The sequence below is a fragment of the Actinoplanes solisilvae genome (genome assembly GCF_003999975.1).
In the GTDB taxonomy this organism is placed as follows: domain Bacteria; phylum Actinomycetota; class Actinomycetes; order Mycobacteriales; family Micromonosporaceae; genus Actinoplanes; species Actinoplanes solisilvae.
Window position 1 is genome coordinate 206,260 of the sequence record NZ_RJAC01000004.1, and the last position, 13,016, is coordinate 219,275.

The following is a 13,016-nucleotide window of genomic DNA, read 5'->3' on the forward strand; positions in this document are numbered from 1 at the left end:
GGACCTCCTCGGTCACGGGTTGAACGGCACGTCGAGACGGGCGAGCGTCTCGCCCACGACGACGGTCACCGGGAACGGCACGGACGACACGAAGTAGCCGGCCGGGGCGGCCCGGCCGATCAGCACCTCGTGGGCCGCCGTTCCCGGGGCCGGTTGGCTCAGGGCTCTGTCGATCGGCTCGACCACGAGGTCGGCCACCGGGTCGTGCGGGTCGGCGGGGGCGGCCGGGTCGGGGATCTGCACGATCAGATCCAGGTTCAGCGTGTCCGGCAACGGCCCTATCGCGGTGCCCAGGCCGGTGACCACGAGCAGGAACTCGCCGTTCTCGTCGCCGTGCGCCCAGCCGACGTTCGCGTCGCCCTCGGTGGCCACCAGCCGGGGCCACCGCACCGGCCGTCCCGCCCAGCTCACCCGGCCCCGTACGCAGGTCGATCCGCGCGGCGGGTTCCAGGCGGCGCCGGGCAACAGCCGCGGCTGCAGGGTGCGGGCCGCGACCGGGATCGCCGGGCCGGCGTCGGCGGACGTCCACAGTTCGACGTCGAAGCGCCGCGGCACCCAGCGCCGGCCGGGGTCGTCGACGCGCAGCAGCACCCGATCACCGACACCCGGCTGGTGCCGCAGCTTGAACCGTCCGTTGCCCGAACCCTCCAGCTCGAGCGTCGGGCGTGCGGTCACCAGGTCGAGCACCGAGGCGGGCCGGCGCCGGCGCGGGCGCGTGGTCACCTCGCGGCCCACGCGGACGGCGCTCCCGGCCCGGGCGCCGGTCATCGCGTCGAACGGCTCGACCCCGAGGGCGAGACGATGCAGCACACGCAGCCCGGCGGCGGGGTCGACGCTCACGGCAGCACGCCCTGCAGCCCGGAGGCGACCGTGGCGACCGCCTCGTCGGTGGGCCGGCGCAGCCCGTCGATGCGGATGACCCGGGCGACGTACGGAAGACTCAGCCGGTAGTCGGTGGTCAGTGCCTGGAACGCCTCGCTCATCGAGTCCAGGGCCAGCTCGTCCGGCACCACCTGCAGCGAGTCGGCCGCACCCCACACGCCGGTGCCGTGCAGCAGGGGCCCGGTGAGCACCGGGTGGCTCTCCAGGGTGCGGATCGCCAGGCCGAGCCACTCCAGTTCGGACTCGACGAACTGGTCCCACGCGGCGATCAGCAGGTGCATACGCAACGGGATGCGCGGGATGCCGTCCTCGGCGGCCATCGCCGAATACCCGGGACGGGTCTCACGGTCGACACAGATGCGGTAGCAGTACACCGACACCGCCGGGTACTGGATCACCGCGTCGGAGGCGCTGTTGACCGCGTCGAAGTCGGCGGTTCCGGCGAGCACCGCGTTGGGCCGGCGCTGCGGGGCCGGCAGCGCCTCGTCGAACCCGCGGTTGAGCAGCGCGACGATGCTTCGCCCCACCTCTGCCAACGCCTGGTAACCGGCCATGGCGCCGATCGTCGGCGCGGCTCGTCACCGCAGCGTCGCCGTCCGCGGGCCTCCTCGCCGCGGGCAACGCTGCGGTGACAGGGGGGCTCCGACAATCCGCGTGTTGCCACGGATGGAGGAGCGATGACCAGCCCTGCGAACGCGAACGATACGACCGGGCAAGCGGCGGCGCGGCGTCCGGCACCCACGCCGGAGTGCAACCCGCGACTGCTCGACGACCTCAAGTGCAAGGCCCAGGGTGTCGCCGCTCAGGCCGCCTACAACGCCGCCCACATCGACGCGCTGACCCAGGCCAGAGCCGCGTACGACGCCGCCCGGTCCGCGTACGGCAAGGCGCGCACCACCGCGGCCCCGATCGTCGCCGAGACCCGCCATCAGCTGACCGCGGTCATCGACCAGCTCAAGTGCCTGATCAACGACCGGCTTGAGGTGGACTGCCTGGACCGGGCCTGGGACGCGGTCGTCGACCGGCTGCGCAAGTGCGGCGAGACCAGCGGCTGCTACTTCACCGACGACTGCGACTTCGACGACGACGTCAAGGACTGCCGGCCCGAGGACGTGCCGGCCCGCAAAGCCGACATCCAGCGCCGCACCGAGGCCGCCGAGAAGGCGTTCGCCGACCTGATCAAGGAGCCCACCGAGCTGGCGACCCGGGTCGCCGCGCTCAAGACCGAGGTGGCCGCGATCGCGGCGGCGATGGCCGGTGACGCGAAGACGACCGATTTCAAGCAGCTGTACGCCCGGGCGCTGGTCGCGCGGCGCAAGTTGTCGGCGGTCTGGCGCGGTTTCGAGCACACCAACGCGTACGTCGACTGTCTGTGCTGCGCGCTGACGTGTCAGCTGAAAGGGCACACAGCGATCGCGATCCTCACCGGGGTGGCGGCCGTGCACGCGTGCTACCAGGCGTCGGTCGAGGAAGGATGCCGGCGGCTGCGGGAGAACACGGTCGACGAGGTGATGGCCGAGTACCTGCGGATCTGCGCCCCGCGCCCGGACGACGGCTACGACAAGCCGGATCGGCCCGGTTATGACAAGCCGGATCGGCCTGGTTACGACAAGCCCGAGCGGCCCGGCTATCCGGAGCCGGAGAAGCCGAAGTACCAGCCCGGCGGCGACAACCCCGAGCCCACCTACCCGCGCCCGCCCGAACCGCCCGGCGGCGGCTACCCGGACAACCAGCCGCCGTTCCGCGAATACGAGGAGGGCAAGGAACCTCCGCCCGGCTACAAGTACGACGGCGACGAGCCGCCGGGCGGAGGTGGTTACGACCGGGACCGGAATCGCTACCCCGACCGTGACACCGGGCGTTCCGGCGACTGACCGGCCGCCCGGGTGGTGGACGGCCGTCCTGCGCCGGCTGGGCCGCGCGCTCGGGCGGCGTACCCGGGACTGAACGACACCCACGAGGAGCTGACATGACCAGGACCGCAAGCTTCGACGCCGTCGTGATCGGTGCGGGGATCAACGGGATGGTGGCGGCGGCCGAGCTCGCGCTGGCCGGCTGGACCGTGGCCCTGATCGAGCGCAACCGCGAGATCGGCGGTTTCATCGCCACCGAGGAACGCACCCGGCCCGGATATCTGCACGACACGTACTCGTCCTGGCATTCGCAGTTCGTCTCCGGCGGTGCCTACGCCGTGCTCGGCGAGGAGCTGCGCGAATGCGGCCTCGAGTACGTCAACTCGGACAGCGAGGTGTGCGCGAGCGTCACCGGCGACGGCGAGGTCACGCTGGCCTACCGCAGCCCCCGCAAGACCGCGGCGACATTCGAGCACGCCGAGGACGCCCGCACCTACCGTCGGCACGTCAAACGGGTCATGGACAACGGCCAGGGCATCGGCACCGTCATGAGCAACGAGTTCCGTTCGCTGGCCACCACGCAGGCGATGCTGACGATGCTGCGGGCCACCGGCGTGTCCGGTTCGGAGAGCTGGCTGCGTGACCTGGCCACCAGCGGCCGGTCCTGGTGCCGCCGCGAGTTCCTGGGCCCGGAGGTCGACCGGCTGTTCGTACCGTGGCTGTTGCACGCCGGCCTGTCACCCGATCACGCGTCGGGCGGCTTCGTCATCCCGGTGTTCGCGGCGAACCTGCACTCCGCCGGTGTGCCGGTGGCCGTGGGTGGCTCGGCCCGGCTGGTGCAGGCCTTCCGGTCCCTGCTGGAGTCGCTCGACGTACGGATCATCACGGGGGTCGCCGCCGACCGGATCGCGCTCGAGGACGGCCGGGCCGTCGGCGTGATCATCAACAACGACCTGATCGGGGCCGACTCGGCCGTGCTGGCGTCGGTCACGCCGACCGCGTTGTACGGCAAGCTGCTGCCGCCGGACGCGGTCAGCCAGGACATCCGGTACGGCGCGCAACGCTTCCGGTACGGGCGCGCGGCGATGCAGGTGCACGTCGCCCTGGACGCCCCGCTGGACTGGAAGGACGCCCGCCTCAACGCGACCCCGATCATCCACCTGTCCGACGGAAGCTCCACGACGGCCATCGCGTGTGCCGAGGCCGAGGCGGGTCTGCTCCCGTCACGCCCGACGGTCGTCGTCGGCCAGCAGCACATTCTCGACAGCTCCCGGGTGCCCGAGGGTGCCGGCGCGTTGTGGATCCAGCTGCACGAGGTGCCGTACAAGCCGCTCGGTGACGCCCGCGACGAGCTCGACGTCTCGCACGGCTGGACCCCGGAGCTGGGGCACAAGTACGCCGACCGGGTGCTGGACCGGCTGGCCCCGCACGTGCGCGGCCTGCACGAGTCGGTGCTGCACGTCGACGTGATCACGCCGAAGGCGCTGAACGCCTACAACAGCAACGCCCTGTACGGAGACCCGTACGGTGGTGACTCGCAACTGGACCAGAACTTCCTGTGGCGTCCGTTCCCGCAGGCGAGCAGCCACCGGACCGCGATCGCCGACCTGTGGCACATCGGCGCCAGCACCCACCCGGGCGCCGGGCTCGGTGGCGCGTCGGGACACCTGGTCGCGCAGAAACTGCTCGCCACTCCCGGCAACGCCGGTCGCGCCCGCGCCGCCGTGGGGCGCATGATGCGCCGCACCGCGCTCGGGCGAAGGTGACCCTGCCGGCGTCATGAAGGGACACGCCGAATCCCGGACGCTGGCCGCCGCGGAACCGCAGGTCGACGCGGACCCGGGGCAGGTGCGAGGCGACGGGCGCCGGCTGGCCCACGAGCTCTCCCACGTGGTGCGGGCCGGCGAGCAGGTTCCGGCCGACGCCGCCGCCGTCCTCGGTCAGCTCGGGCCGGGCGTCCCGCTCGATTCGGGTACGGCCGCGCGGCTCGCTCCCGGCTCGGGCGACGTGCGGCTGCACACCGATACCCGTACCGCCGGGGTCGCCGCCTCGATCGGGGCCCGGGCGTTCTCCGTGGGCCCGCACATCGGATTCGGGGCCGGCGAGTACCGGCCCGGCACACCCCGCGGTGAGCTGCTGCTGGCCCACGAGCTCGCCCACACCGGTCAGCCGACGAGCCTCGATCACGCCGCCGGGGAACGCGCAAGCAACCGGGCCGCGGCCGACGCCGTCCTGGGGAACGGCCCGGCGCGGACCGGCGGGCGTTTCGGGCTGAGCCTGCGCCGCTGCGGCGTGTCGAACACGTTCGACCCCAACGACGTCGACGTCGGCTTCCCGACCGGGCCCGACGCGGTCACCAGCGCGGTCAGCTCCGCCCTGTCCGACGGGGACGCCGCGAAGGCGTTCTTCTTCCTGCAGGGCGGCGCGGCCGACGGCGTCGAGGTGGCTCAGCGGCTGCGGCTGGTGCCGGACGAACGGCACGGCAACAAGTTCCTCGCGTTACAGCACCTGCTGGCCGACCTGCCGACGGCGGACTACTGGGAGTCGCAGCGGCTGCTGGGCGCCGACCCGCTGCAGGGTGATCAGGCGATCCGGATCGGCGTCACCGGCCGCAAACTCTTCGACGACCTGATCGCCCTGGCCACCACGGCAACGGTGACCCCGCCGGTCATCGAGGCCGCACTGCAGGCGGTGCGTACGGCCGGCCCTGACGATCTCAAACCGGCGCTGCTGGCGCTGACCCGCACCTACAGCCCGAACTACGGCAACCGGCTGCACGCCGTCCAGGCGATCGTCAAGGCGAAGGGCACGGACGCGCAGTACCGGGAACTGATCCGGCTGATCCACGCCCCGGCCGTGGTCGGCGGCCTGGACGAGGCCGACCCCGTGCTGGCGGCGCTCGTCGAGACGCAGGCCGCGTCGATCAAGCAGGGCACCACGGCCGCCCCCGACGAGGTGCTCGCGTTGTTCGGCACGCGGGCCCGCGAGGTGGCGCTGACGATGCTGCGCGAGAGCGAGGGGCAGATCGTACGGGTGCTGTCGCGTACGGAGGGCGGCGGCGCGCCCCCGGCACAGATCCAGGCCGAGACCGACCGGATCGTCGCCGCGCTGAACGACGTACGCGGGAAGTACCTGCGCGACAAGGACGGCAGGACGCTGCCCGCGATCGCGATTCTCCCGTACGCCCAGGCGCGTCCGGCGCTGGAGGAAAGCGCCCGGCGGGTCGGTGCCGACGCCGGTGAGGAGTCGCTGCGCCGCGAGTACGACCGGCGGGTGCAGATCATGCTCCACCTGCTCGGCGCGCCGATGGACGTCAAGTTCCGTGAGGAGATCGCGCGGCTGCAGCGGCAGATCGACAAGGAGACCGAGTTCATCCGCGGCCCGCACATCGTCATCGGCCGTCATCCGCTCGATCTGAAGGGCCCGGCCGGGGCGTGGGAGCGGGTCGAACGCGAGAACGAACGCATCCGGCAAGCGCAACGCAAGGTACAGCGGCTCACGCCCGAACGCGACCACGTCAAGAAGGCCCAGCAGGAGCTCGAGAGCGCCCTGCCCCTGCTGGGCGGGCTCACCGACAGCGGGCTGACCGAACTCACCAAGATCCGCGACGCGGCGGCGTTCGACCGGATCCGCGACGTGGCCCTGGCCCGGATCCTCGGCAACGTCGAGAAGGTCCGCGGCGACCTGATCAGCGGCGAACTGAACGTCTGGATGATCGAGAAGGTCGTCGCCCGTACGAAATTGCTGTTCGGTGTCGACGACCCGCCCGGCAGCGAGGCGCAGAAGGCCTGGGCCGGTGTGGTCGACGCGCGGGTGGCGAGAGAGAAGAAGGATGCGCGGAAGGTCCGCGACTTCCTGGAGATCCTCAACGTCGCCGCGCTGATCGTCGCTCTGGGGGCGGCCGTCTTCACCGGCGGCGGCAGCCTCGCCCTGTACGCCGGCATCGCCGGGGCGGGGCTGGGCCTGGGCACCGCTATCTACGACGTCGTCGACACGCAGGGCCGCCTCAAGCAGACCGAGGAGTTGTACGGGTCGGGTCTCAACCAGGAGACGCGGCTGTCCGACGTGGCACCCGAGTGGCGGTTCCTCCACTACGCGTGGCTGAACCTCGGCATCAACGCGGTGCTGTCCGTCTTCATGATCAAAGGGCTGGGGAGGGCGGTCTCCAGCGCCCTGCGCGGTGAGGCCACGGCGGTCGAGAGTGAGGTGCGCGCGCTGGCCAAGCGGCTGCGCGCGCGGGGCGTGGCCCTGACCGAGGACGAGATCGTCAACGCGACGATGCTCGCGCTGCGCGAGGAGGGCATGGTCGCCGGCGCCGTGCGCGGCACGTCGGTCTACCGGGTCCATCCCACGAAGCTGCAACTGGTCGGTGGCCCCGGCAAGAGCCTGGAGAAGCTCGTCGACGACGAGTTGCTGGCCGTGCCGCGACTGCGTGGCGCCACGCTGACCAAGAACGCCGCCGCGGCCGGGGCGGCTGACGAGATAGGGTATTCCCTCACCGTCCCCACCAAGAGCGGCGGCACCGAAGTGGTCCAGGTCAGCATGCGCGCACGGCCGACCACCGCCCTGGCTCCCGGGCCGCACGGCGCGCAGAGCGGCCCGGCCCGCCTGCTGGTCAGCCGCGACAAGACCGGCTGGAAGGCGATCGTCGAGTTCGACCAGGGCCTGCACCCCGGCGACCTGCGCTTCGCGGGCGGGCACGAGCTCGACGAGATCGCCGATCTGGTCCACCGCCGGCCCACCGCGCGGCCCGGCGACATCGCCCGCGAGACCCAGGCCGCCTATTTCCAGCCGGCCTCGGCGACCCGCACCACCACCGGCCGCGCGGTCCCGGTGGCGGCGCACGACGCGGCGACCGCCGAAGAGCTGAAGAGCCTGATGAAAGATCTGCAGCGGCTGGAGAGCATTCCCGGCAGCACCCAGGGCCGGGCCCTGCGCGAGAAGCAGATCGACGCGCTGATGCGCGAGATGGGCCTCGACACCCCGGCCATGCTGCAGGACAGGGCCACCGCGCTGCGCAAGGCCGGCGTCGACGAGGCGCTGGTCAAACGGATCGAGGCGCGGGCGGCGGTCGGTGAGCTCCAAGCGACGGCGACGATGTCGGCCACGGGAGCTTCCGCGCGCGCGGTCACCCGCGTCGACGAGGCCTTCGTCCGCCACTTGCTCGTCGGCGAGGGCCGCACCGGCACCGATTTCGTCAACCGGGGCATCAACGGTTGCCATGTGACGGCCGAGCTCGAGGCGTTCGCCAAGGCCAATCCGCGCTGGGGCTTCGAGCAGCTGCAGGTGAAGCCCGCCGCCGGCACGACGTTCCGCCACTACCGGCAGTGGATCTGGAAGAGCACCACCGTCCCGCCGCCGACCAGCCGGGCGCTGCGGCCCGGCGGCAGCCGGTTCAACGCCGGCGACTGGACGCCGTCGACCTCGCCGAAGACGACCGGTGACAGCCTGCCCGTGCTGCTTCGCGAGACCGAGGACGCGTGGGGGGCGTGGCGGCACGCGAACCCGACCGCCGCCACGACGACCAACGAGTTCGGACGCGGTCTGGCCGGCACCAACCCGGCGGCGATCTCCACGTCCGGGGTCGACTTCTCCGGCTTCTTCGACTACGTCGCGGCCACCTCGACCACGCCGGCCTACTGGCGGCTGCGTACGGCCTTCGTGGACGCGTCATGGTTCTGACCGCCGCCGGCGTCACGCTGCCGCTCTACCCGACACCGATGGGTCCGCTGGTCAGCAAGGACGACCCGCGCACCGAGCCGCTCGCGTGGGCGCTGAACCTCGGCGCGACCGGCGCGATCGCCCTGACCGACGCGGTCGCGGCCGGGCAGCCGCTCGGCGGGCCCGAGGTGGCGATCTACCCGCTGGAGGACGACGACGAGCAACGCCCCACACTGGACGCACGATGGCGGGAGCTGTCCGGCGGGCCGCTCGGCGACGACCCGTGGGTGATCTCGATCGGTTTCCTGCCCGAACGGCTGGCGGTGCCCCGTACGGTGCTGGTCGCCCTGGCCGGCGAGCTGGCGCGGCTGCGCGCCCAAGCGGCCAAACCGCCCGGGCCGTGGTTCTTCCGGGCCGAGCCGCAATGGCGCGAGCCCGCACCGGGCGAGGACGAGCAGTTGCGCCCGCTGGAGCGGATGGCGCGCCGCGACGACCCGGCCGAGCGTCCGGAGCTGATGCGCGCGCTCGAACGGCACGGCATCTTCGCCGACGCGTGGTGGGACGAACGCGCCGCCTACCTGCGCGGGTGGGGCCTGCCCACGCTGCTCGGGTATGCGAACGCGGCCCGCGACATGCACCGCTACCTGCGCAGCGAGCAGCGCCGCCGGCACATCGACGACGCCCGCTGGCAGCCGATCCTGGGCGCGCCGGTCTCGATCGACTGGTTCCGGCACCCGTCGGCGCCGCCGGGCTTCGACGCGTACGACTGGCTCGGCGCGTGCGAGCGTGCGCTGCGGGACGCGCCGTCGCTCGAAGGCCCGTCTGGTGAGGTCTTCGCCCGGCTGGACGCCGGCTGGTGCCGCATCGTCTGGCGCCGCGACGACGGCCTGACCCCGGCAATCGTCGAGACCGGCCTGGACTGAACGCCCGCGACGTCGGAGCGGAACCGCCGGTGCGACGGCCGCGCCGTGGGCTCAAGGCGTGCGTTCCAGCCAGACCGTGTCGGGCCAGCCGGGCCGGCCTGCGGGTTCACGGGCGACTTCGGCGAAGCCGTGGGCGGCGTAGAAGCGGGCCGCTCGATGGTTGCCGTCGGTGTACTCAAGTCGTACGGGAAGATCTGGGGCCTGGCCGACCAGTTCGGTCAGCAGCGCGGAGCCGGTGCCTGTTCCCTGGGCTTCGGGGACGACGTACAGCTTCCAGATGATCGCAACGTGGCCCCGCAGGTCGATGTTGCCGGTGCCCAGCGGGCGGGTCCCGTCCTCGGCGATCAGGACCGTGGTGGCGTGCAGGCTACGTTCGACGGCTTCGGGTGACCACCAGGTGGCGAGTCCGTGTTCGATGTAGGCCGGGCCGGCGAAGGCGTACGTCTGCGGCCAGGTCTGGTGTCCGATGGCGGGTGATGGCGGGGATGTCGCCGGGGCCGGCGAGCCGGATTTTCATGCGGGGAGTTTGCCGACGTGTTCGCCTGCGGCGATCTTGCCGAGGTAGTCGTCGAGGGTTTCGCGGCGCGAGCGCAGGCGGTCCTCCTGACGCAGGAGTTCGTCGCGGACGGCCTGGACGCGGGCCATGAGGGCGTCGCAGTCGTCCTCGTCGTAGGACTCGTCGTGCACGGCGCAGGGCAGGATGTCGCGGATGACCTCGGACGGGAGCCCGGCCTGGAACATGTCCTGGATGAAGGAAACGACGTCGGGGGCCTGATCGCCGTAGTCGCGGTAGCCGTTGGCGGTGCGGGTGGCTCGCAGCAGGCCCTGCTGGTCGTAGTAGCGCAGGGCGCGGGTGCTGACGCCGGTGGTACGGCTGAGTTCTCCGACGCGCATGACGATTCCTCGGGGGTTCGAGCTTGACGTTGACGTCAGCGTCAAAGTTTAGCGTAGTAGAAGTGTGGGATGCAGATCGGGTGGGTGACCGCGTTCCTTGATTCGCCGTCGCGTGACGTCGAGGGGTTCTGGCTGGCGGTGACGGGCTGTTCGCTGTCGCCCCGGCGCGGCGATTTCGCGACGTTGCTGCCGGCCGACGGTGACGCTTACCTGCGGGTTCAGGTGCTGGCGGGGGTTTCCCCGCGTACGCATCTCGACCTGCACGTCTCGTCGGTGCCCTCGGCGGCGCGGGAGGCGGTCGGGCTGGGCGCGGTCGTCCTGCTCGACGAGGGTGATCTGGTGGTGCTGCGCTCCCCCGCCGGCGCGGTCTTCTGCCTGGTGCCGTGGCACGGTGAACGGCGGCGGCCGGCGCCGGTGCGGTGGCCGGGCGGGCAGTTGAGCCTCGTGGATCAGGTGTGTGTCGACGTACCGTCGGCTGATTTTGATGGTGAGGCGGGGTTCTGGTCGGCGTTGACCGGGTGGCAGCGGCGGGCGTCTCATCGGCCGGAGCTCGAGCATCTCGAGCGGGGTGACGGGATGCCGTTGAAGCTGCTCATGCAGCGCGTCGAGTCGGGTGGGGCGGGGATGCACGTCGATCTGGCCTGCGACGACGTCGATCGTGAGGTGCGGCGGCACGTCGGGCTGGGCGCGCGGGTGGTGCGGCGGGTCGAGGGTCAGTGGACGACGTTGCGCGACCCGGCCGGGCGTATGTATTGCGTGACTGGACGGTCGCCCAGCGTTTGCTAACGTAGAGGCCGGCACCGCAGGAGCGGCTGTCCCGGACGAGGACGTGTCGTACCCGGCAGGCAAAGACGACCGCGTGAGGGTGGTGCGTCGTCATGGCCTGGATCGTTCTGGTCGCCTCCGGTGTTCTCGAGTCCGTGTGGGCGATCGCCCTGAGCCGCTCGCAGGGCTTCACCCGCCTGACCCCGAGCGTGGTCTTCGGGGTGGCGTTGCTGGCGAGCATGGTCGGCCTCGGTTACAGCCTCAGGAGCATTCCCGTCGGTACGGGCTATGCGGTGTGGGTCGGCATCGGCGCGGTCGGTACGGCCCTGGCCGGGATGCTGTTCCTGGGCGAATCCCACAGTGTGCTGCGGATTCTGTCGTTGCTGCTGGTCGTGGCCGGGGTGGTCGGCCTCAAGCTGTTCCACTGATCCTTTTACGTCCCCCGCGTGCGGAATTGTCGGTGGCTCCTGGTAGAAGAGTCATACAAACGTTCGAAGGCGTGCGGAGGGCAGGACGATGGCGGGGCTGAGCACCGACGAGCTTCAAGTGATCCGGGACGGGCTGGGTGCGGGGCGTAAGCCTCGGGTGCAGTTCACCGAGGCGGCCGGCCAGATAGCCGGGCAGATCGGGCAGGTGATCGGGCTCGGCGACCCGGCCGAGTCCGACGAGTGGGTGACGGTGCGGTTCGGGCGTGACGAGCTGCCCTTCTCCCCCGGCGATCTGCAGGTGGCGCCGCGGGGCGCGGTGGCCAAGAAGGTCGCGCCGCCGCCGGTGGCCGAGGCTGCGGCCGGGCCGGCCTTCGTGCTCGATCAGCCGGCGCCGCGCGCGTCGCAGGCCGACGCGAAGCCGGCGACCGGCGAAGATAAGGCGGCGGGCGCGCCGGCGCCGCGAAAGGGTGGGGATGACGTGACGACGGCACCTGGGCCTCGTAAGGCTGCGGGCCGGGCGGCGAAGCCGAAACCGTCGCCGTCGTTGACGGTGACGCTGGCCTACGGCGAGGGTGAGTGGACGGTGGCGGCGTCGCAGGGCGCCAAGACCCTCGCGAAGCCCTATGTGATCCGTCCGGCCGAGGCGCTGCGCATGGTGCAACTGGTCGACGTGCCCGGCGTGCAGGAGGCGGTCGAGCACATTCTGTCCGCCGAGCGCGCCGACGCCGAGGAGCAGGCGGCCCGGCTGCGCGCCGAGCTGGCCGAGGTCGAGGCGCGCCTGGCCGAGCTGGGCGAGACGGCTTAGTTACGGCTGGGTGACCCGGGGCCGGCGCGGCCGCATTCGGGACGGGTCCGCTGTGCGGGTCACGTCGATGAAGTGCGGCAGCTCCGGCTCGTCGGGGCGCAGCGGCACGAGCGTGTCGTGGATGCCGTCCATGATGAGCCGGGTGGCCTGCATGGCTTGGGCGCCGGCGGTGCCGCTCACGCCGGTCAGGTCGATCGGCGCGCCGAAGCGCACGTGCACGACCGGGCGGCGCAGCACGGCTCTGGCCAGTGAGCGCAGCAGGTGTTTCGGCGTCTCGTAGGGCAGCACGGCGTGGGCTCCCCACTGGGCGACGGGCAGCACGGGCGCGCCGGAGAGGGCGGCCATGCGGGCGACGCCGGTCTTGCCGCGTTCGGGCCACATCCACGGGTCCAGACCGATGCGGCCCTCGGGGTAGACGAGAACGAGTGCCCCGTCCTTGAGGGCGCGGGCGGCGGCGGGCAGGGCGTCGGCGACGTGCGCGGTGTTGCGGTCGACGCGGATGTGCCCGGCGGCGCGCATGGCCGCCCCGGCGACGGGGGCGTCGAAGATGCCGCCGGTGGCCAGGAAGCGCGGGGCGATGCGGGCCTTGTGGCAGGCGGCGGTCATCACGATCGGGTCGAACGGGCTGACGTGGTTGGCCGCGAGGATCAGCGGGCCGCGGCGCAGGCCGGCCGGGATGTCGCCGGAGACGCGCAGACGGCACAGCGGGAACACGATGATGCGGGCGAGCGCGAGCATGAACCGCCACATGAGCGGGGTTCGCGTAACGGGGATGGTGTCCATGAGGCCGCCAATAATCGCATGG

12 protein-coding genes are annotated in these 13,016 nt (G+C 72.0%); 7 read left to right on the forward strand and 5 right to left on the reverse strand.

The genetic code is table 11. The features are described from left to right. Positions 1 to 12: 12 nt before the first annotated feature. Together EER30_RS14370 and EER30_RS14375 are read right to left on the reverse strand one after the other, a co-directional pair. Positions 13 to 840, reverse strand: coding sequence for a hypothetical protein (locus EER30_RS14370; protein ID WP_127500920.1), 828 nt, complete (start codon positions 838 to 840; stop codon positions 13 to 15). Then, entirely contained in the window at positions 837 to 1,436 is a 600-nt protein-coding gene (locus EER30_RS14375; RefSeq protein WP_127500921.1) for a Pvc16 family protein, read from the reverse strand. Before EER30_RS14375 ends, EER30_RS14370 begins: the two co-directional genes overlap by 4 nt. Before the next feature lie 123 nt (positions 1,437 to 1,559). Between EER30_RS14375 and EER30_RS14380 the strand changes: the two genes are divergently transcribed. The 4 genes from EER30_RS14380 (at position 1,560) to EER30_RS14395 (ending at position 9,319) form a co-directional block, all read left to right on the forward strand. Next, positions 1,560 to 2,756, forward strand: a complete 1,197-nt coding sequence (locus EER30_RS14380; protein WP_127500922.1) for a hypothetical protein — start codon at positions 1,560 to 1,562, stop codon at positions 2,754 to 2,756. Positions 2,757 to 2,851: 95 nt separating this feature from the next. Then, a complete protein-coding gene (locus EER30_RS14385) occupies positions 2,852 to 4,501 on the forward strand; it encodes a phytoene desaturase family protein (RefSeq protein WP_127500923.1) in 1,650 nt (549 codons plus the stop codon). Positions 4,502 to 4,514: 13 nt separating this feature from the next. Beyond that, complete coding sequence (locus EER30_RS47925) at positions 4,515 to 8,417, forward strand: eCIS core domain-containing protein (RefSeq protein ID WP_205650236.1); 3,903 nt, start codon at positions 4,515 to 4,517, stop codon at positions 8,415 to 8,417. Next, positions 8,408 to 9,319, forward strand: coding sequence for a hypothetical protein (locus EER30_RS14395; RefSeq protein WP_127500924.1), 912 nt, complete (start codon positions 8,408 to 8,410; stop codon positions 9,317 to 9,319). The genes EER30_RS47925 and EER30_RS14395 overlap by 10 nt, the downstream gene beginning before the upstream one ends. A gap of 51 nt (positions 9,320 to 9,370) precedes the next feature. Here the strand turns inward: EER30_RS14395 and EER30_RS49940 are convergent, their stop codons facing one another. Together EER30_RS49940 and EER30_RS14405 are read right to left on the reverse strand one after the other, a co-directional pair. Continuing rightward, positions 9,371 to 9,787 (reverse strand): GNAT family N-acetyltransferase, encoded by a 417-nt coding sequence (locus EER30_RS49940; protein WP_127501161.1) that lies wholly within the window; start codon positions 9,785 to 9,787, stop codon positions 9,371 to 9,373. Between the two features lie 45 nt (positions 9,788 to 9,832). Beyond that, positions 9,833 to 10,213 carry a MerR family transcriptional regulator gene (locus EER30_RS14405; RefSeq protein ID WP_127500925.1) on the reverse strand — a complete coding sequence of 127 codons (381 nt, stop codon included), beginning with the start codon at positions 10,211 to 10,213 and terminating at the stop codon, positions 9,833 to 9,835. Between the two features lie 69 nt (positions 10,214 to 10,282). Between EER30_RS14405 and EER30_RS14410 the strand changes: the two genes are divergently transcribed. The 3 genes from EER30_RS14410 to EER30_RS14420 all read left to right on the forward strand — a co-directional run bounded on the left by EER30_RS14410 (position 10,283) and on the right by EER30_RS14420 (position 12,211). Beyond that, a complete protein-coding gene (locus tag EER30_RS14410; RefSeq protein WP_127500926.1) occupies positions 10,283 to 10,999 on the forward strand; it encodes a VOC family protein in 717 nt (238 codons plus the stop codon). 92 nt (positions 11,000 to 11,091) lie between these two features. Then, positions 11,092 to 11,406: a DMT family transporter gene (locus EER30_RS14415; protein WP_127500927.1), complete on the forward strand. Its 315-nt coding sequence runs from the start codon at positions 11,092 to 11,094 to the stop codon at positions 11,404 to 11,406. An 88-nt stretch (positions 11,407 to 11,494) separates the two neighbouring features. Beyond that, entirely contained in the window at positions 11,495 to 12,211 is a 717-nt protein-coding gene (locus EER30_RS14420; protein ID WP_127500928.1) for a hypothetical protein, read from the forward strand. Here the strand turns inward: EER30_RS14420 and EER30_RS14425 are convergent, their stop codons facing one another. After that, on the reverse strand, positions 12,212 to 12,994 hold the full coding sequence (locus EER30_RS14425; protein ID WP_127500929.1) for a lysophospholipid acyltransferase family protein: 783 nt from the start codon (positions 12,992 to 12,994) through the stop codon (positions 12,212 to 12,214). It lies immediately after the preceding gene. Positions 12,995 to 13,016: the final 22 nt, after the last annotated feature.